Below are 19,072 nucleotides of genomic sequence, written 5' to 3' on the forward strand. Positions count from 1 at the left end.
GGCTCAGCGCCGTCCCCGCTTGTTCTTTTTCGCCTCGGCCCGGACGCGGGCCTTTTCCGCCTGCGCGGCCTTGGCAGCGGCCCCGGCCAGCAACAGCCCCAACGCGCCGAGGGCCGCTAGTTCTCCAAGCAATGTCAGCATGTCAGCGGCGCTCCAGCTCCTGCAGTTTCATCCCCATCCACCACAACAGCGCAATCGTGCCGAACGGGATCAGACAGACCAGACACCAGTATTTGTTGATCCCGAAGAACGGCAACAGCTTGACCATCGGAATGATAGTCAGCGCAGAAAGGATCAGCCACCAGATGCTTCCCATCACGTGTTCTCCTGTTTCTCATCCCCCGGCAGAATGTAGGTCGCACCCTCCCACGGGCTCATGAAGTCGAATTGACGGTATTCCTGCACCAGGTTGACCGGCTCATAGACCACGCGCTTTTGCGCCTCGTCGTAGCGAACCTCGGTGTAACCGGTGGTCGGGAAATCCTTGCGCAGCGGATAGCCGCGGAAACCATAGTCGGTGAGGATGCGCCGCAGGTCCGGATGGCCCGAGAACAGGATGCCGAACATGTCGAACACCTCACGCTCGAACCAGTTGGCCGAGGGGTGCACATCGATGATCGAGGGCACCATGTCATCCTCGCGGATCGAAACCCGCAGGCGGATGCGCTGGTTCTGGTACATCGACAAGAAGTGGTAGACCACGTCGAACCGCTTGGCCCGCTCCGGATAATCCACACCGGTGATGTCCACCAGGGTCGAGAACTGGCAGTTCCGGTCGGATTTCAGATACTCGACGAATTCCACAAGGTTGGATGGCGCCACGTCGATGTTCAACTCGCCATACGTCACATCCCAGGCCAGCACGCAATTGGGCCGCTTGAGTTCGATATGCTGCCCGAGTTCGTTCAGTGCTTCGCTCATCGTACAATCGTCCCCGTGCGGCGAATCTTGCGTTGCAACTGCATCAGGCCATAGAGCAGCGCCTCGGCAGTCGGCGGGCAGCCGGGGACGTAGATGTCCACCGGAACGATGCGGTCACAGCCCCGCACCACCGAATAGGAATAGTGATAGTAACCGCCGCCATTGGCGCAGGAGCCCATCGAGACCACATAACGCGGCTCGGGCATCTGGTCATAGACCTTGCGCAGCGCCGGGGCCATCTTGTTGGTCAGCGTTCCGGCCACGATCATCACGTCCGACTGGCGCGGGGAGGCGCGCGGCGCGATGCCGAACCGTTCCGCATCGTAGCGCGGCATCGAGGTATGCATCATCTCAACCGCACAGCAGGCCAGACCGAATGTCATCCAGTGCAGAGAGCCGGTGCGGGCCCAGTTGATAATGTCCTCGGTCGAGGTCAGCAGGAAACCCTTGTCCTGCAGTTCTGCATTCAGGGCCTGGGTGGCGACTTCCTTGTCGACGCCGGCAGTGTTTGCACCCGTCATCACTCCCATTCCAGGGCCCCTTTCTTCCATTCATAGGCAAAGCCGATGGTCAGCACCGCCAGGAACACCATCATCGACCAGAAGCCGACGTCCGAAATGTCGCGGAATCCGACGGCCCAGGGAAACAGCATGGCAATCTCGAGATCGAAGATGATGAAGAGAATCGACACCAGGTAGAACCGGACGTCGAATTTCATCCGCGCATCGTCGAACGCGTTGAAGCCGCACTCGTAGGCGCTGACCTTTTCGGGATCGGGGTTGCGGACGGCCAGAACCACCGCCGCGAGAATCAGGACAATTCCAAGGCCGACGGCGACGACCAGAAACACCAGGATGGGGAGATACTCCCGCAACAGCTCTTCCACGAGTGGCTCCTTTCCTGCGCGCGGCTCTTAAGCGCGCCGTCAATTGGCGTGTTGACTGGACATTCTCTACCTGCGCGGGGTCAGAGGGTCAACCAAGCGAAAACGCGCAGCGGCGGTTTAGTCGCGGCGCTAGCCGCCCGGAATTTCGGATGATTTCGCAAACGGCGCCCGTTGCGCAACAGACGTCAAACCTGACTGTTCCATGCAGGTTTTCTCTTGTCGAAAAACGCCCCGATCCCCTCGCGCGCCTCCTCGGTCTCCCACCGGTCAACCAGCGCCTGAATCGTCCGGTCGATCACGTCTTCGTCGATCCGCGGGCCGAGGTCGCGGGCCAGTTGCTTGGCAGAAGCCACCGCGCCCGGTGCACAGGCGAGATAGGGGCCGACCTCGGCCTCGATCGCCTCGGCCAGTTGGTCGACCGGCACGGCCTTGGCCAGCAAGCCCAGTCCCACTGCCTCGGCGGCATCAAAGAGCCGCGCCGACATGAATACCCGCCGCGCCCGCGCCTCGCCCATCCGGGCGATCACATAGGGCCCGATGGTGGCCGGGATCAGGCCCAGCCGCGTCTCGGTCAAACCCATCTTCAGGCTGTCCACCCCAATGGCGATGTCGCAGACCGAGGCCAGCCCCACCCCACCACCAAAGGCATTGCCCTGCAAGGCCCCGATCACCGGCTTCGGCAGGGTGTTGAGTGCCTGCAGCATCTCGGCCAGCTTGCGCGCCTCGACAAACCGCGTTTCCGGATCGGCCGCCATCTGGTCCTGCATCCAGCCCAGATCGCCCCCGGCGCAAAATGTCTTGCCCGCCCCGGTCAGTACCACCACCCGCACGGCATCATCCGCAGCCAGCTGGCCCGCCGCCGCGTTCAGATCGGCCAGCATCTGCGCCGACATGGCGTTGTGCTTTTCGGGGCGGTTGAGCGTCAGCGTCGCTACGCCACGCGTGTCGGTGGATACATCAATGGTTTCGAACATCACCATTCTCCTGAGTTTCATTCCGGATGGCCGCACTCAACCGGGCAGTGGCCTCGGGCAGAGTTGTCCTGGCCGTGTCGATGCGGAAATCGGGGGCCGGAAATGGCTCGTATCCGCGCGCCTGCACCGCCTGCCAATCAGGGCCAACCCAACCCGAAAGATCGACCGAGCGAGTCTCGACACGTTTGCGGTGTTCCGCCTCATCAGAGCACCAGATCTCTACGTCCAGATGCCGCGCGCCGGTTTTCCGGGAAACCTCCCGCCATTTCTCACGCGACAGGCCAATCGGGTTCACGCAATCGGCAATGACGTCAAATCCCTGGTCCAGCGCTCCCTGAGCAACCGCCTGCGCCGCCGCATAGCCACCATCGGCAAGATCGTCGGTCTGCATATATGAGGCCTTTATCGCGGTTTCGATCTGATCAATCCACAGCCACAGCGCGCCCGTCTGCCGCGCAACCTGGCGGGCAATCGTGGTCTTGCCGACACCCGGCAAGCCAGACAGGCACATCAGCACCGGCACCTATGCCCCACGCATGGCCTGGGCCATCCCGGCGGCTTCTTCCAGCACCTCCGCATTCAGCCCGGTCTCATAGCCCAGTCGCTCCAGATGCGCCGCCACCGCCTCGGTCGCCACATTGCCCGCCGCTCCCGGGGCATAGGGACAACCGCCCAAGCCCCCGACGGCGGCATCGAACGCCCGCACACCCAGCGCCAGAGAGGCGTCGATATTGTCAATGGCTCGCCCGGCAGTGTCATGATAGTGCCCCGCCAGCCGCGTCACCGGCACCCGCTCACGCACCGCCAGCAGCATCCGGGCAATCGAGGCCGGCGTTGCCTGCCCGATCGTGTCACCCAGCGAAATCTCGTAACAGCCCAGACTGAACAGCCGGTCCGCCACCTCGGCCACCTTCTCCGGCGGCGTCGGCCCGTCATAAGGGCAATCGGTCACGCAGGAGACATAGCCCCGCACCGGCAGATCGATATGCCGTGCCGCTTCGAGAATCGGCACGAAGCGCTCAATCGACTCGTCGATGCTGGCGTTGATATTCGCCTTGGAAAACCCCTCGGAGGCCGAGGCAAACACCGCGATCTCATCCGCCTTGGCGGCCAGCGCGTCTTCATAACCCCGCATATTCGGCGTCAGCGCCGCGTACCGGATACCGTCCGCCCGGGATATCCCCACCAGCACCTCTGCCGAGCCAGCCATCTTCGGCACCCATTTCGCAGACACAAAACTGGCCACCTCGATCCGGTTGAACCCGGCCCGACTCAGACAGTCGACCAGCGCCACTTTCTCGGCCACCGGGATCTCGCGCGCCTCGTTCTGCAGCCCGTCGCGCGGCCCAACTTCGAATATCTCGACCCGTTCGCTCATCCCGGCGCCCTTTTCTGCTTCTTCTTGCTACAAATACGCAAATCCCACCCCCGCAGCCTGCGCCGCCGCCGGAGGGGAAGCAACCTCATTCCTCTTCCAGCCGCACCAGCGCCGCCCCAGCCTCGACCTGAGTCCCGGCCCCCGCCAAAACCTCGGCCACCACCCCATCGCGGGCGGCAAGCAGCGAATGCTCCATCTTCATCGCTTCGAGAATGGCCAACCGGTCGCCTTCCTTCACGGCCTGCCCGGCCTCGGCAAACACCGCCTTCACCAGCCCCGGCATCGGCGCCTCGATCACGTTGGTGTCGCCCCCGGCGGAGGCATCCCGGTCAAGCGGGTCGATCACCTCGAAGGCCAGCCCATAACCGTCGAACACGGTCACAACCGAGCCTGCCACGGCCACATCTGGCATCGGCTGCCCGGCGATCCGCCAGTCCCCGTCGCGACGCTCGGCAAGCACCCGATCCTCGCCCACCTGCCAGAGCTGCCGGTCCGGTCCGGCAACCTGCACATCCATCGGGAACGCCTCGCCCTGCCAGGCCAGTTCGACAGCCCGATGTAGCGGCGCCCAGAGGGAGAAACCGGTTTCCTCACCGGTCTCAACCAACCCCAGCGCCGTCATCGCCGCCGCCACTTTATGCCGGGGCTCGGGCACAGGCTCCTGCACCAGCGCATCCAGATCACGCCCGATCAGGCCGGTATCCACATCACCCGCCGCAAATCCCGCATGCCGGGTCAGCGCACCAAGAAACGCCAGATTGGTGACGGTGCCCCCCACCTGTGTGCCGCTCAGCGCCCGATCCAGTTTCGCCAGCGCCACCTCACGCGTGGCGCCGTGCACGATGACCTTCGAGATCATCGGGTCGTACCATGGGCTGATCGTGTCGTCTGCCCGAACGCCGCTATCGGCACGGCAGCCCGCCGGGAACTGCAGATGGGTCAGAGTGCCTGTGGCGGGCAGAAAGCCCTTGGGCACGTCCTCGGCATAAAGCCGCGCCTCGAAAGCGTGGCCGGTGATGGTCAGGTCTTCTTGCCGCTTGGGGAGGCATTCCCCGGCCGCCACTCGCAACTGCCATTCCACCAGATCGACGCCGGTAATGGCCTCGGTCACCGGGTGTTCCACTTGCAGACGGGTATTCATTTCCATGAACCAGAACCGGTCGGGCCGCAGCCCGTCCGAAGCATCGACGATGAACTCCACCGTGCCCGCGCCCTTATAGCCGATGGCCTCGGCGGCGCGCACGCCCGCCTGCCCCATCGCCTCGCGCATCTCTGCCGTCATGCCCGGCGCCGGAGCCTCTTCGATCACCTTCTGATGCCGCCGCTGGAGCGAGCAGTCGCGTTCGAAGAGATGCACCGCATGGGTGCCGTCACCAAAGACCTGCACCTCGATATGGCGGGGCTTGGCGACGTATTTCTCGACCAGCACCGCGTCGTTGCCGAAAGCCGTCCGCGCCTCGCCCCGGGCGCTGTCGAGTGCCGCCGCAAAGTCCTGCGGGCGCTCGACCAGCCGCATCCCCTTGCCGCCGCCGCCCGCGACGGCCTTGATCAACACCGGATAACCGATGGCATCCGCCGCGCCGGACAGATGCTCGGGGTCCTGATTGTCCCCGTGATAACCCGGCACCACCGGCACGCCCGCCTGCTCCATCAGAACCTTGGCCGCGTCCTTGAGCCCCATCTTGCGGATCGCATCCGCCGAAGGGCCGATAAAGGTAAGCCCCGCTGCCTCGACGGCATCCACGAACTCCGGGTTCTCGGAGAGGAAGCCGTAACCAGGATGGATCGCCTGCGCGCCAGTCTCCAGCGCGGCCTGAATGATCACGTCGCCCTTGAGGTAACTGTCCGCCGGGGCCGCGCCACCGATATGGACGGCCTCGTCAGCCATCTGCACGTGCTTGGCCGAGGTGTCGGCGTCCGAGTACACCGCTACACAAGCCACCCCCATGGATTGAGCCGTTTCGATGACACGGCACGCAATCTCGCCCCGATTGGCGATCAGGATCTTGTCAAACATCGCTTTTCTCCTGCTGCGTCAGTGACACCAACTCGGCCAGCCCCGGCCGGAATGTGGCCGGGCGTGGCCCGTTTCCACCATCAGACTGGCGAGAGATCGACCATCCAGCCACACCTTGATCAGGGCCCGTTTGTCCACGTCTTTTCCTTCCCGGACGATCGTCACGTCCTTGGCCCCCATAACGGCCAGACGTAACGCCCGACGCGCGGCAAAGGCTTCGAGAAACTCCGACTTGCATCTGGCATAGTAGAGTTTCGGCGCGCTGAATCCCTGCAGCCGCCCGACTTCGACTCCGCGCGCCGGGCACCACGTGCGTACGGTGTTGCCATCGGTGATTGACACGATCCGGCATCGGTCGTCCTGATCGGCGTCCTTCGACCACAACAACAAGTCCGGCAGTATCTGAAACAAAACAAACGACACAACCATCGCGGCCAATACTGCCCTGAGATAAAGTCGCGGGTTCAGGATGCTCGGCAGCAAAGGCATGGGCTTCGCCGCCCGAGGGTCTGCATCCGGGCGCCCTTGAACGTCGCCATTTCGACCTGAGGTACGCCCGGCGAATAGTCTTGTTTTCATCGCAATCGCTTAAGTTAAAAGTTGAACCCCGGCACCCCTGATCAAACAAGGGTTGTGTCGGAGCAGATTGCGGTGCCTTTCGTTCCGATGCAAGCATGTCGAGCCCCTTACATCCGGAACACGCCAAAGCGTGTCTCCTCGATCGGCGCATTCAGCGCCGCGCTCAGCGACAGCGCCAGCACATCGCGGCTCTTGCGCGGGTCGATGATGCCGTCATCCCAGAGCCGCGCCGAGGCGTAAAGCGGGTGGGACTGGTGTTCGAACATCTCCAGCGTCGGGCGCTTGAACTCGGTCTCCTCCTCGGCGGACCATGTGCCGCCCGCCCGCTCGATCCCGTCGCGTTTGACGGTGGCGAGAACCCCGGCCGCCTGCTCGCCCCCCATGACCGAGATGCGCGAGTTGGGCCAGGTCCACAGGAACCGCGGCTGATAAGAACGGCCCGCCATGCCGTAATTGCCCGCCCCGAACGAGCCACCGACCAGCATGGTGACCTTCGGCACATTTGTGGTGGCCACAGCGGTCACCATCTTGGCGCCGTGCCGGGCGATACCTTCATTTTCGTATTTGCGACCCACCATGAAGCCGGTGATGTTTTGCAAAAACACCAGCGGGGTTTTCCGCTTTGAGCAAAGCTCAACGAAATGCGCACCCTTCTGGGCGGATTCCGAGAACAGCACACCATTGTTGGCGATGATGCCGATCGGGCAGCCCTTGAGATGAGCGAACCCGGTCACCAGCGTCTCGCCAAACCGCGGCTTGAACTCATCAAAGCGCGAGCCGTCCACCAGCCGCGCGATCACCTCGCGGATATCGTAAGGCGTGCGCAGGTCGGCGGGAACGACCCCCAGAATTTCTTCGGGATCATAAGCCGGGTCCTCCGGCGTCTCGAACCGTAGGCCGGGCTTCAGCCCGGCACCGCCGAACGACCCAACCGCCCGCCGGGCCAGCGCCAGCGCGTGGGCGTCATCCTCGGCCAGATAGTCGGCCACGCCAGACAGGCGCGTGTGTACGTCGCCACCGCCAAGATCTTCGGCGCTCACCACCTCACCCGTTGCCGCTTTCACCAGCGGCGGGCCTGCGAGGAAGATGGTCCCCTGTTCCTTGACGATGATCGTGACATCGGACATGGCCGGAACATAGGCGCCACCAGCCGTGCAAGAGCCCATGACGACAGCGACCTGCGGGATGCCCTTGGCGCTCATTCGCGCCTGATTGTAGAAGATGCGGCCAAAGTGATCGCGGTCGGGAAACACCTCGTCTTGATTGGGCAGGTTGGCGCCGCCACTGTCGACCAGATAGATGCAGGGCAGATGGTTTTCCTCGGCGATCTCCTGCGCCCGCAGGTGTTTCTTGACCGTCATCGGGTAATAGGTGCCGCCCTTCACGGTGGCGTCGTTGCAGACCACCATGACCTCGCGCCCCTGCATCCGGCCGATACCTGCAACGACACCTGCGCAAGGGGCCGCACCGTCATACATGTCATGCGCAGCCGTCGCGCCGATTTCGAGGAAGGGAGAGCCCGCATCCAACAAGTTCGCTACCCGACGGCGCGGCAGCATCTTGCCGCGGGATTCATGGCGCGCGCGGGATTTCTCGCCGCCTCCCAAGCGGGCGGCCTCGGCAGCGGCGGAGATCTGAGCCAGCGCGTCAAGATGCGCGGCGCGGTTAGCCTTGAAGCCCTCGGAGGCAGGCATGGCTTTGGATGTGAGTTTCATCCGCTAGTACCTTTCCATGTTGTATCCCAAGAAAAGACCCCGCAAATAAAGCACTCTGTCTGCCGTCATTCTTGACCGACACCCTACTCGACGCACGGAGTGGATAGTTCCCGGTGATGTGCTGTCACCAGCAAGTTCGCAGTGATTGTCACGATATTCCAACCAAGCGAGTTGGGCTCGACGCAGTTTTCTTTCGGCTTGGAGCCCAAACTCTTCATAAGTTCCAAAGTTTCGAACTGCCTTGGCGGCCCGCTCAAGGCTGTGCTCCATAATCCGTTCGAAGGCACCGAGTTCCCTAGTGATGCATCTGACAATCGCGGGGGTGTCGTTGTACTGAGACGTTGCCTGACAGCCGTTTGCGACAACGTTCTCGCAGTGTCCATTGGCCAGCGTCAGCGGTTGGGTCAAAAATGGCTGTAGCGCGCTCAAGCACTCTTCAATCACTCGTACATCTTCAAGAAAATGTGGGCTTTCTTGTTCCTGTGCGGCGACATTTTGGCTCAAGAGAACTACCACAACGGCAAAGGTCATACGGAGTTTAAAACCTGATTTCATGACACAACCTCGGCCGCTGCCAAGCGCTTCAACTCCTTCCGGATCACCTTGCCCGTAACCGTCATCGGCAATTCCTCCAGAAAGGCCACCTCGCGCGGGTAAGAATAATTCGCCAGACGGTCCTTAACCCAGCCCTGCAACTCCTCCGCCGAGGCTTCAGCCCTCGGTTTCAGCACGACATAAGCCTTCACGATCTCGGTCCGCAAAGGATCAGGTTTACCGACCACTCCAACTGTCGCGACCGCCGGATGGGTCAGCAGGCAATCCTCGATCTCAGCTGGGCCGATGCGGTAGCCGGATGAAGTAATCACATCATCCTCCCGGCCCACGAAGCGCAGATAATCGCCCTCCCACACGCCCCGGTCGCCGGTGATCAGCCAGTCGCCCCGAAACTTCTCGGCAGTCGCATCTGGCCGATTCCAGTATTCCAGTAGCATCGAGGCCGAGCCCCGGCGGATGGCCACGTCACCCTCTTCCACCGTCGGGTTGCCGTCCGCGTCGATCACCGCCACCTCGTGCCCCGGCACCGGCTTGCCGATGCAGCCCGGGCGCACCGGGAAATCCTCGGCACAGGAGGACACCACCATGTTGCACTCGGTCTGGCCGTAGAACTCGTTGATTGTCAGGCCGAACGCCTGTTCGCCCCAAGCCAGCATCTCGGCGCCCAGCGGCTCGCCGCCCGAAGCGACCGAGCGCAGCCTCGGAATCGCCTTATCCGCCGCCTTCAGCATCCTCAGCGCCGTGGGTGGGAAGAACACGTTGCGCACTCCGCCGCGTGCGATCAAGTCGGCGCAGGCCTGCGGGTCGAACTTGTCGAGCCGGGACGCGACCACCGGGATGCCCAGCGCCAGACCCGGCATCAGCACGTCGAACAGCCCGCCGATCCAGGCCCAGTCGGCCGGGGTCCACAGGCAATCGCCCTCGCGCAGGTGATTGTGGCTGATCGATACGCCGGGCAGATGGCCGGTCAGCACCCGATGGCCGTGCAGCGCGCCTTTGGGACTGCCGGTGGTGCCCGACGTGTAGATCAGCACCGCCGGGACCTCTGGGCCGGTATCCATAAAAGGAACCGGCCCGCCCTCCTCGCCGACTTCATCGACCATCAGCGGCGTGGCCAGATCGCCCAGCACCGCCGCCCCCTCGGCATCGGTTAGAACGATCCGCGCCCCGGCATCGCCGACGCGCGACCGCAGCGCGTCCTGCTTGAACAGCTTGAACAGCGGCACCGAGATCACGCCGGTCTTCCAGATTGCCAGATGCGCCGCCGCGCACCAGGGGGACTGGCTGAGCAGCACGCCCACCCGGTCACCCGGCGCGACCTCGCGCAGAAGGCGGCGGGACAAGCGGTCGACCATCTGGCGAAGCTGCGTGTAGGAGACGTCCACCCGCTCCGGACCGGTCAGGTCGATGATCGCCGTTTGGCCATCCCTGCCCCGCAGGCATTGCTGTGCCATGTTGAGGCGTTCGGGGATGTCCCAGCCTCCCGCCTGATGCAAACCCGGTATGCGCCTCATGGGTAGATCCTCGCGCATTTGCAAAAATGATGTTTACTTTCAGCGCCTTGCCGAATTCTCCCCAACCGCTTCGGCCTCAAGTACGGCTTCCGGCCACTCGGCACTTGATCCAGATCAGAGCCGCGGCCCGGTCCGGTGTCCAGAACGGAACCGGCACCAATTAATGCAATATGAGAATAGGAGTTCCCATGAAACGCACAGCCGCCGCTCTGGTTCTGACCACGGCCCTGACCGCCCTTGCCGCCCCTGTCGCGGCGCAATCGCAGGGCGACTGGACGGTTGGCGTCGGGCTTGGTTACCTGGATCCGAAATCCGACAACGGCACGCTGGCGGGCGCGGCTGCGTCCATCGACGACGACACCCGCCCGATCTTCACTCTGGAGTATTTCATCCGCGACAATATCGGGATCGAACTGCTGGCCGCAACGCCGTTCGAACATGACGTCACGCTGGCGGGTCTCGGCAATGCCGGTTCGGTCAAGCACCTGCCGCCCACCCTGTCGGTCAACTACCACTTCGCCACCCAAAGCGCGTGGAAGCCTTATGTCGGGCTGGGGCTGAACTACACCACCTTCTTCGACGAGCAATCGCCGCTCGGAAACCTTGAGGCGGACGATTCCTTCGGCGTTTCGGTGCAGGCCGGCCTGGACTATCAGATCACCGACAGGGGCGCGCTGCGCTTGAACGTGCGCTGGTTCGACATCGAAAGCGACGTTACCCTGAACGGCGCGCCCATCGGCACCGCCGATATCGATCCGGTTTTGGTGGGCTTTTCCTACGTCCACAGCTTCTGATCCCCCGGTACCGGCGGCCCCGCGCCGCCGGCGAACGGCCCGCATGCCATCCGGCGCGCGGGCCGTCATTTCACCAACCCCAGATTGCGCAAATCCGAAACCCGCTCGGCCCGCAGGCGGATTCTGCATACATACTGAGTGCTGCTGGCAGCCGTTCCGGCACCCCGATGGGCGCTTTCCAGAAAACACTGCTCTTGCGCATAGGTCAGCCATGCGGCTTCGGTTCGCAGAAACAACTCCAGCCTGTCGTGGGCTGCACTCTCAAACCGGATTGAGTCCGCATCAAAGGCAATGGCCGCGTCGACAACCCCGGACACGGTCTCGCTGTAAAGCTGGTCCCAGATGCGCATCTCTGCCACCAGGCACTGCTCCATATCCAGGCGCGAGTAAGGTTCGATCAGCCTGTCCCGGCAGTCCTGGACCGTGATCTCTGCACAGGTCGAACCAGCCTTGATGAATGCGTCTGTCTGCATACAGTCGCGGATCGCGGAGATGTCCCGCTCAAACTGCGCTCGCTTCCTGTCGAACTCCGGATCAGCCGCCAAAGCGGGCCACGCAACGGAAGCCGCCAGAGCCAATGCAAGCGCCGCGCGCATGGTCAGACCCCCATGGTGCCCATCATCTCGCGCCCGATCAGCATCCGGCGGATTTCCGAGGTGCCCGCCCCGATCTCCATCAGTTTGGCATCGCGGAAAATGCGGCTGACGGCGGCATCGGACAGGAAACCGGCCCCGCCCATCGCCTGCACTGCCTGATGCGCCTGCGTCATTCCCTGCTCCGAGGCATAGAGACAGCAGGCCGCCGCGTCCTGACGGGTCACATCGCCCCGGTCGCAAGCCTTGGCGACCTCGTAGACATAAGCCCGGGCCGAGTTCATCGCGGTGTACATGTCCGCGATCTTGCCCTGCATCAGTTGGAAGGTCCCGATCGGTTTGCCGAACTGCTTGCGCTCGGCCAAATACGGCATGACCTCATCCAGACAGGCGGCCATGATGCCAGTGCCGATCCCGGCCAGCACCACGCGCTCATAGTCGAGCCCCGACATCAGCACCGCCACGCCCTTGCCCTCTTCGCCCAGCACATTCTCGAAGGGCACTTCCACATCCTCGAAGATCAACTCAGCCGTGTTCGACCCGCGCATCCCCAGCTTGTCGAAATGGGGCGAGGTCGAGAACCCCTTCATCTCTTTTTCGATCAGAAAGGCGGTGATCCCCTTCGACCCCGCCTTGGGATCGGTCTTGGCATACACCACCAGAGTGTCCGCGTCCGGCCCGTTGGTGATCCAATACTTGTTGCCGTTCAACCGATAATGGTCATTCCGCTTTTCGGCCCGCAGCTTCATCGACACCACGTCCGACCCGGCACCCGGCTCGGACATCGCCAGCGCGCCCACATGCTCACCCGAGATCAGACGCGGCAGATACTTCTTTTTCTGCTCATCAGTGCCGTTCAGCTTGATCTGGTTCACGCAGAGGTTGGAATGCGCGCCATAGGACAGCGAGACCGAGGCCGAGGCCCGTGCGACCTCTTCCACCGCAACCGTGTGGGCCAGATAGGACATCCCCGCGCCGCCATATTCCTCGGGCACGGTGATGCCCAAAAGGCCAAGCTCGCCCATCTCCTTCCACAGGTCGTTGGGGAATTCATTGGTCCGGTCGATCTCGACCGCCATCGGTTTGACCCGCTCCTGCGCCCAGCGATGCACCGCCTCACGCAGGGCGTTCACATCCTCGCCAAGGTCAAATTGCATGGTTGCGGTGAACATCGCGGCCTCCTCTCGCGTTAATGAACACTTGTTCAATAACCGGGATAGCAGCGAATCCTCCACCGGTCAACGCCCGGCCCTCCGCGGACGGGACAATTCCGTGCAAGGCAACAAAAAATGGCGCCGCTCCGCTCGCGAAGGGCGCCAATCCAAAGAATCGAGCGTGCGCCGCAGGCGCACTCAATCTGGTTACGATTGATAGACCGCGCAGACCTCGGCCCGGATGATGCGGGCGATTAACTGGCAATCGGCAAGACTGAAGGTCAGCGGCACCCGCATGTCGATGATCCCGGCCAGAACGCGGTCGCTCGCGGGCATGGGCTCGCTTTCCGCATAGCGCCAGCTGTCGTAACGCGAGGTAAACCCGGTGGGCTCGGCGCCGCCGAACCATTTCAGCTCCACCCCCCGAGCGCCGCAGCGCCGGATCACTTCGTTTACCCGCTCCGCCGCCCAGTCGAGCAACAGGAACTGGATCGAAGACCCCACATAAGTCTCGGCCTCGGGCCGTTCGACCACGGTCAGGCCGGGCGTGCCATGCAGGCCCTCCTCCAGCACCCGGTAGCGCTCGTTCCAGCGTGTCACCTGGGCGTCCAGATCCCGAAGCTGAGGCCGCAGGATCGCCGCGCGCAGGTTGTCCATCCGGCCCGAGACATTTGGGGTGTCATACTTGATCCGCTCAAACACCTCCGGCGACGGCGCCGCAAGATGACGTTCGTAGAGCATATACGACCCCGACAGTATCACCGCCTTCGCCGCCAGTTCTTCATTATCGGTGATGAGCAACCCGCCCTCGCCCGAATTCACGTGCTTGTAGGTCTGGCAGGAATAACAGCCGATAGCCCCCTGCCGCCCCGAGGCGACGCCGTTCCACGCGGCACCCATCGTGTGGGCGCAATCCTCGATCACCGTGATGCCCGCCGCATCGCAGATCTGCATGAGCCGGTCCATGTTGCAGAGATGCCCGCGCATGTGGCTGAGCATCAACACCTTGGCGCGATCCGCCTTCGCCGCCAGATCGTCCAGATCAATGGTCAGACCCTCGGTCACACCGACAAAGACCGGCCTGGCCCCCACGGACGCAATCGAACCCGGCACCGGCGCCAGTGTGAACGCGTTGGTCAGAACCGGATCGCCCGGTGCCACGCCGACAGCGCGCAATGCCGTGGCCAGCGCATAGCCGCCCGAGGCCACGGCAAGGCAGTATTTCGCCCCCATCTGCGCTGCGAATTCCTGTTCCAGCAGCGCGGTTTCGCCCAGCTCTCCGGGCGCCACATTGTAGCGGTGCAACCGGCCATGGCGCAGGACCGAGACCGCCGCTTCGATCGCGTCGTCCGGAATGGGTTCCTGTTGAGTGAAGCTGCCAGAAAATGTCTCAATCATGCGCCGTTTGTGCGGCGCGCTGTGCAGGTGGTCAAGGGGCGCGATGCAGAAATCGCCCGCCTCACGCCACCTGACCAATGAGCCCCGGCACAAGCCCCGGCAGGTCGTCGAAATGATCCAGCAGCGCCTCGGGCTGCAACGCGGCCATATCCGCGCCCGAGGGCCCGAAGGTCACCAGCACCGATGGCACCCCCGCTGCCCGCGCCGTGTTTCGGTCAGTATCGGAATCCCCGATCAGCACGCAGAGTGCCGGATCGCCTCCGGCCCGCCGTGCCGCCTCGCGCAGTGGCTCGGGGTCGGGCTTTCGCACTGGCAACGTGTCCGCACCGATCAGCGAGGCAAAGGCGCCGCGCACGCCGAGCCGTGTCAGCAGCAAATCGGCGAGCCTTTCGGGCTTGTTGGTGCAGATGCCGACGCCATAACCGGCGGCCTTCAGCGTCTCGACCGCTTCCAGCGCGCCGGGATAGAACTCTGTGTGATGGTCGATGGCCTGCGCATAGGCGTCGAGCAGCACCGGATAATACTGATCGACGGTCGCCGCCTCATAGGCATCCACCCGTTTCAGCCCATGGGTCAGCATCATTCGCCCACCCCGCAGGGCCACGGCGGCGTCATCCCCATGCACCAGCACATCGCCATGCCCCATGTCCCGAAAACAGTGATTGGCCGCGGCCAAAAGGTCGCCCGACGTGTCCGCCAGCGTGCCGTCCAGATCGAAGATTACTGTGCGCATCCTGCCCTCATGTTCGGCGGGTTTCCGCCACGCCTTGTTGCAAACGGCAACCTTGTTTGATCGCTCAACCGCTTGCGCCTTTGCCCTCAGCGGATAAAACGGACCGCAGCAAAACAAAAGAGAAATCATTTTCATGACCACTGCCCTTGTCATCCTCGCCGCTGGAAAAGGCACCAGGATGAAGTCGGATTTACCAAAGGTTCTCCATCCCATCGCCCACGCTCCGATGCTGGTGCATGCCATGCGCGCGGCCGCCGTTTTGTCGCCCGAGCGTACCGTGGTGGTCGCGGGGCACGGCGCCGATGACGTGCGCAAGGCGGTCGCGGTTGAGGATGAGACCGCGCAGGTCGTGCTGCAGGAGGAACAGCTCGGCACCGCCCATGCCGTGGATCAGGCGCGCGAGGCGCTGACCGGGTTCAGCGGCGATGTGGTGGTTCTCTATGGCGACACCCCGTTTCTACAACCCGATACGCTGGAACGTATGGTGGCGGCGCGGGCGACCCATGATCTGGTAATCCTCGGGTTCGAAGCGGCGGACCCCGCGCGCTATGGCCGCCTGGTGATGCAGGGCGACACGCTGGAGCGGATCGTCGAGTTCAAGGACGCATCAGATGAGGAACGCGCCATAACCTTCTGTAACTCAGGCCTTATGGCTTGCGATTCAAAAACGCTGTTCTCTCTGATCTCCGAGGTCGGCAACGGAAATGCTGCGGGCGAATACTACCTGACGGATATCGTCGAGATCGCTCGCAGTCGCGGCCTCAAGGTCACCGCCGTGGCCTGTGACGAGGAGCAGACGCTGGGCGTCAACTCCCGCGCCGATCTGGCCGCGGCGGATACGGTGTTTCAGACCCGCGCCCGCGCCGAACTGCTGGATCTGGGCGTCACCCTGATGGCGCCCGAGACGGTCTATCTGGCCGCCGACACAGTGATTGGCCGCGACACGGTGATCGAGCCCAACGTGGTCTTCGGCCCCGGCGTGACCGTCGAAAGCGGCGCCACGATCCGCGCCTTTTCCCATCTCGAAGGCTGCCATGTCAGCCAAGGTGCCGTGGTCGGCCCCTATGCCCGCCTCCGCCCCGGCGCGGAACTGGCCGAGAACGCCAAGGTCGGCAATTTTGTCGAGATCAAGAACGCCGAGATCGGCGAAGGCGCCAAGGTCAATCACCTGAGCTACGTGGGCGATGCCTCGGTCGGAACGGCGACAAATATCGGCGCGGGCACCATCACCTGCAACTATGACGGCGTGATGAAGCACCGCACCGAGATCGGTGAGAATGTGTTCATCGGCTCGAACACGATGCTGGTGGCGCCCGTCACGCTGGGCGACGGCGCCATGACCGCCACCGGCACGGTCGTCACCAAGAATGTGGACCCCGATGCCCTGGCCGTGGCGCGCGCCAGGCAGGAAAACAAACCGGGTTATGCGCGCAAATTGTTTGATATGTTGAAGGCGAAAAAGGCTCGCCAGAATAAAGGGGCCTGAATTTATGTGTGGAATTGTTGGAGTTCTGGGGAGCCACGAAGCGGCCCCCATTCTTGTCGAGGCGCTGAAGCGGCTGGAATATCGCGGCTATGACAGCGCAGGTATCGCGACCGTGAATGATGGCGCGTTGGGCCGCCGTCGCGCGGTGGGCAAGCTGGTCAATCTCAGCGACCTGCTGGTGCATGACCCGCTGCCGGGCAAGGCCGGGATCGGCCATACCCGCTGGGCGACCCATGGCGCGCCCTCGGTGACCAATGCGCATCCACACCGCGCCGGACCGGTGGCCGTGGTGCACAATGGTATCGTCGAGAACTATCGCGAGCTGCGGGCGGAGCTGGCCGAGAACGGCATCGCGTTCCAGACCGAGACCGACACCGAAACCGTGGCCTTGCTGACCGAGCACTACCTGCAATCGGGCCTCGCCCCGGTCGAGGCCGCGTTCAAGACCATCGACCGGCTGGACGGCGCCTTTGCGCTGGCCTTTCTGTTCGACGGGCAGGAGGATCTGATCGTTGCCGCCCGCAAGGGCTCACCGCTGGCCATCGGACATGGGGATGGCGAGATGTATGTGGGCTCGGACGCCATCGCGCTGGCGCCGCTGACGAACAGGATCACCTATCTGGAAGAGGGCGACCGCGCCGTAGTCACCCGCACCTCGCTTGAGATCCGCACCGAGCAGGGTGAGCTTGCCAATCGTGAGATGCGCAAGATCAAGCTGGATCAGGCGCGCACCGACAAGGGCGAGCATAAGCACTACATGTCCAAGGAAATCGCTGAGCAACCGGTGGTGGTGGCCGAAGCGGTGCGCTCTTACCTGCCGACCGGCAGCGACCTTGTGCACCTACCCGGCGAGGGGCTGGATTTCACCCAGATCGACCGGCTGACCATGGTGGCCTGCGGCACCGCGTTCTACGCCTGTCTCACCGCCAAATACTGGTTCGAACAGCTGGCGAAACTGCCGGTCGAGGTCGATATCGCCAGCGAGTTCCGCTACCGCGAACCGCCCGTTACCGACCGCACGCTGGCGCTGTTCGTCAGCCAGTCGGGCGAGACCGCCGACACGCTGGCCGCCCTGCGTTATTGCGAGGGCAAGGCGGACAAGATCGTCTCGGTGGTGAACGTGCCGGAAAGCTCGATTGCGCGGGAGAGCGACATCGCGCTGCCCATTCATGCGGGTGTCGAGATCGGCGTGGCCTCGACCAAGGCGTTCACCTGCCAATTGAGCGTTCTGCTGATGCTGGCGCTCAAGGCCGCTGCCGATCGCGGTACGCTGAGCGACGAGGAACTCTCTGATCACGCCGCCGCCCTGCGCGGGCTGCCCTCGGTTCTGAATGCCGCACTGGATCAGAACCGCCCGATCCGAAAGGCCTCGCAACGGCTGAGTGAGGCGCGGGACGTGCTGTTCCTGGGCCGCGGACTGATGTATCCGCTCGCGCTGGAAGGCGCACTGAAACTTAAGGAAATCAGCTACATACATGCCGAAGGTTATGCGTCTGGCGAACTGAAACACGGCCCCATCGCGCTGATCGACAAGCATATGCCGGTGGTGGTGATGGCGCCGCGCGATGCGCTTTTCGACAAGACCGTGTCGAACATGCAGGAGGTGATGGCGCGCAAGGGCAAGGTCATCCTTGTCTCGGATGACGAAGGCATTGCCGAGGCCGAGGACGGCGTCTGGTCCACCATCCGCATGCCGCATATCCACCCCAGCCTGACTCCGATCCTTTATGCGGTTCCGGCGCAGCTGCTGGCCTATCACACGGCGGTCGCCAAGGGCACGGACGTGGATCAGCCGCGCAATCTGGCGAAATCCGTGACGGTGGAGTGAACCATGGCCAAGCAGTTTCCTGCCCTCGATGACGCCCATCGCAAGTTCATCGAAGAGCAGCACATGTTCTTTGTCGGGACAGCCGGGACCGACGGGCGGGTGAATATCTCGCCCAAGGGCATGGACTCGCTGCGAGTAGTGGGGCCGAGCCGGATCTTGTGGATGAACCTGACCGGCAGCGGCAACGAAACCGCAGGTCACCTCCTTGAGGTCAATCGCATGACGCTGATGTGGTGTTCGTTCACAACGCGCCCGATGATCCTGCGCGCCTATGGCACCGCCCGCACCGTGCAGGCGGGTGACGCCGACTGGGAAAAGCTCGCACAGCACTTCCCGCCCCATCGCAGCGCGCGGCAGATTTTCGACGTGGAACTGGAAATGGTGCAGACCTCCTGCGGCTATGCGGTGCCGTTCATGGACTACCGCGCGGACCGCGACACCATGCAGAAATGGGTGGACAACAAATCCGACGCCGACATCCGCGCCTATTGGGTCGAAAAGAACCAGACCACCATCGACGGCAAACCCACCGGCGTCCCGGTCTGAG

21 protein-coding genes are annotated in these 19,072 nt (G+C 63.4%); 4 read left to right on the top strand and 17 right to left on the bottom strand.

What is annotated here, in order from left to right:
* Positions 1 to 3: 3 nt before the first annotated feature.
* The 13 genes from AB3N21_RS20660 to AB3N21_RS20720 form a co-directional block, all read right to left on the bottom strand.
* Positions 4 to 141, bottom strand: a complete 138-nt coding sequence (locus AB3N21_RS20660; protein WP_367936976.1) for a hypothetical protein — start codon at positions 139 to 141, stop codon at positions 4 to 6.
* A 1-nt stretch (position 142) separates the two neighbouring features.
* On the bottom strand, positions 143 to 316 hold the full coding sequence (locus AB3N21_RS20665; protein WP_171178298.1) for a hypothetical protein: 174 nt from the start codon (positions 314 to 316) through the stop codon (positions 143 to 145).
* Positions 316 to 921, bottom strand: a complete 606-nt coding sequence (locus tag AB3N21_RS20670) for an NADH-quinone oxidoreductase subunit C (protein ID WP_367936977.1) — start codon at positions 919 to 921, stop codon at positions 316 to 318. The genes AB3N21_RS20665 and AB3N21_RS20670 overlap by 1 nt, the downstream gene beginning before the upstream one ends.
* Positions 918 to 1,451: an NADH-quinone oxidoreductase subunit B family protein gene (locus AB3N21_RS20675; RefSeq protein WP_170494185.1), complete on the bottom strand. Its 534-nt coding sequence runs from the start codon at positions 1,449 to 1,451 to the stop codon at positions 918 to 920. Before AB3N21_RS20675 ends, AB3N21_RS20670 begins: the two co-directional genes overlap by 4 nt.
* Positions 1,442 to 1,807 (bottom strand): NADH-quinone oxidoreductase subunit A, encoded by a 366-nt coding sequence (locus AB3N21_RS20680; RefSeq protein WP_171178302.1) that lies wholly within the window; start codon positions 1,805 to 1,807, stop codon positions 1,442 to 1,444. Before AB3N21_RS20680 ends, AB3N21_RS20675 begins: the two co-directional genes overlap by 10 nt.
* Positions 1,808 to 1,992: 185 nt before the next feature.
* The gene (locus tag AB3N21_RS20685; RefSeq protein ID WP_367936978.1) at positions 1,993 to 2,781 is read right to left on the bottom strand and encodes a crotonase/enoyl-CoA hydratase family protein; all 789 of its coding nucleotides are present in this window, start codon (positions 2,779 to 2,781) and stop codon (positions 1,993 to 1,995) included.
* Positions 2,765 to 3,292: an AAA family ATPase gene (locus AB3N21_RS20690; protein WP_367936979.1), complete on the bottom strand. Its 528-nt coding sequence runs from the start codon at positions 3,290 to 3,292 to the stop codon at positions 2,765 to 2,767. The genes AB3N21_RS20685 and AB3N21_RS20690 overlap by 17 nt, the downstream gene beginning before the upstream one ends.
* 12 nt (positions 3,293 to 3,304) lie before the next feature.
* On the bottom strand, positions 3,305 to 4,159 hold the full coding sequence (locus AB3N21_RS20695) for a hydroxymethylglutaryl-CoA lyase (protein ID WP_367936980.1): 855 nt from the start codon (positions 4,157 to 4,159) through the stop codon (positions 3,305 to 3,307).
* Between the two features lie 85 nt (positions 4,160 to 4,244).
* The gene (locus AB3N21_RS20700; RefSeq protein ID WP_367936981.1) at positions 4,245 to 6,176 is read right to left on the bottom strand and encodes a biotin carboxylase N-terminal domain-containing protein; all 1,932 of its coding nucleotides are present in this window, start codon (positions 6,174 to 6,176) and stop codon (positions 4,245 to 4,247) included.
* A gap of 18 nt (positions 6,177 to 6,194) precedes the next feature.
* Complete coding sequence (locus AB3N21_RS20705; RefSeq protein WP_367936982.1) at positions 6,195 to 6,665, bottom strand: thermonuclease family protein; 471 nt, start codon at positions 6,663 to 6,665, stop codon at positions 6,195 to 6,197.
* A gap of 197 nt (positions 6,666 to 6,862) precedes the next feature.
* Entirely contained in the window at positions 6,863 to 8,470 is a 1,608-nt protein-coding gene (locus tag AB3N21_RS20710; protein WP_367936983.1) for a carboxyl transferase domain-containing protein, read from the bottom strand.
* Between the two features lie 3 nt (positions 8,471 to 8,473).
* On the bottom strand, positions 8,474 to 9,025 hold the full coding sequence (locus AB3N21_RS20715) for a lysozyme inhibitor LprI family protein (protein ID WP_367936984.1): 552 nt from the start codon (positions 9,023 to 9,025) through the stop codon (positions 8,474 to 8,476).
* Positions 9,022 to 10,539: an AMP-binding protein gene (locus AB3N21_RS20720; RefSeq protein WP_367936985.1), complete on the bottom strand. Its 1,518-nt coding sequence runs from the start codon at positions 10,537 to 10,539 to the stop codon at positions 9,022 to 9,024. The genes AB3N21_RS20715 and AB3N21_RS20720 overlap by 4 nt, the downstream gene beginning before the upstream one ends.
* Before the next feature lie 188 nt (positions 10,540 to 10,727).
* Between AB3N21_RS20720 and AB3N21_RS20725 the strand changes: the two genes are divergently transcribed.
* Positions 10,728 to 11,333, top strand: coding sequence for an OmpW family protein (locus tag AB3N21_RS20725; protein WP_367936986.1), 606 nt, complete (start codon positions 10,728 to 10,730; stop codon positions 11,331 to 11,333).
* Between the two features lie 65 nt (positions 11,334 to 11,398).
* On the opposite strand, the gene AB3N21_RS20730 is transcribed toward AB3N21_RS20725, so the two are convergent.
* From AB3N21_RS20730 to AB3N21_RS20745, 4 genes are all read right to left on the bottom strand, one after another.
* Entirely contained in the window at positions 11,399 to 11,929 is a 531-nt protein-coding gene (locus tag AB3N21_RS20730; protein ID WP_367936987.1) for a lysozyme inhibitor LprI family protein, read from the bottom strand.
* A 2-nt stretch (positions 11,930 to 11,931) separates the two neighbouring features.
* The gene (locus AB3N21_RS20735) at positions 11,932 to 13,098 is read right to left on the bottom strand and encodes an isovaleryl-CoA dehydrogenase (RefSeq protein ID WP_367936988.1); all 1,167 of its coding nucleotides are present in this window, start codon (positions 13,096 to 13,098) and stop codon (positions 11,932 to 11,934) included.
* 189 nt (positions 13,099 to 13,287) lie between these two features.
* Positions 13,288 to 14,478, bottom strand: coding sequence for a DegT/DnrJ/EryC1/StrS family aminotransferase (locus AB3N21_RS20740; protein ID WP_367936989.1), 1,191 nt, complete (start codon positions 14,476 to 14,478; stop codon positions 13,288 to 13,290).
* A gap of 61 nt (positions 14,479 to 14,539) precedes the next feature.
* Positions 14,540 to 15,211 (bottom strand): HAD-IA family hydrolase, encoded by a 672-nt coding sequence (locus AB3N21_RS20745; protein ID WP_367936990.1) that lies wholly within the window; start codon positions 15,209 to 15,211, stop codon positions 14,540 to 14,542.
* A 133-nt stretch (positions 15,212 to 15,344) separates the two neighbouring features.
* On the opposite strand from AB3N21_RS20745, the gene glmU reads away from it, so the two are divergent.
* The 3 genes from glmU to AB3N21_RS20760 are packed head-to-tail and all read left to right on the top strand — an operon-like array spanning position 15,345 to position 19,071.
* The gene (gene glmU / locus AB3N21_RS20750; protein WP_367936991.1) at positions 15,345 to 16,697 is read left to right on the top strand and encodes a bifunctional UDP-N-acetylglucosamine diphosphorylase/glucosamine-1-phosphate N-acetyltransferase GlmU; all 1,353 of its coding nucleotides are present in this window, start codon (positions 15,345 to 15,347) and stop codon (positions 16,695 to 16,697) included.
* A 4-nt stretch (positions 16,698 to 16,701) separates the two neighbouring features.
* Complete coding sequence (gene glmS, locus AB3N21_RS20755; protein ID WP_367936992.1) at positions 16,702 to 18,525, top strand: glutamine--fructose-6-phosphate transaminase (isomerizing); 1,824 nt, start codon at positions 16,702 to 16,704, stop codon at positions 18,523 to 18,525.
* A gap of 3 nt (positions 18,526 to 18,528) precedes the next feature.
* Complete coding sequence (locus AB3N21_RS20760) at positions 18,529 to 19,071, top strand: pyridoxamine 5'-phosphate oxidase family protein (RefSeq protein WP_367936993.1); 543 nt, start codon at positions 18,529 to 18,531, stop codon at positions 19,069 to 19,071.
* Position 19,072: the final 1 nt, after the last annotated feature.

Source organism: Ruegeria sp. (genome assembly GCF_040830605.1).
In the GTDB taxonomy this organism is placed as follows: domain Bacteria; phylum Pseudomonadota; class Alphaproteobacteria; order Rhodobacterales; family Rhodobacteraceae; genus Ruegeria.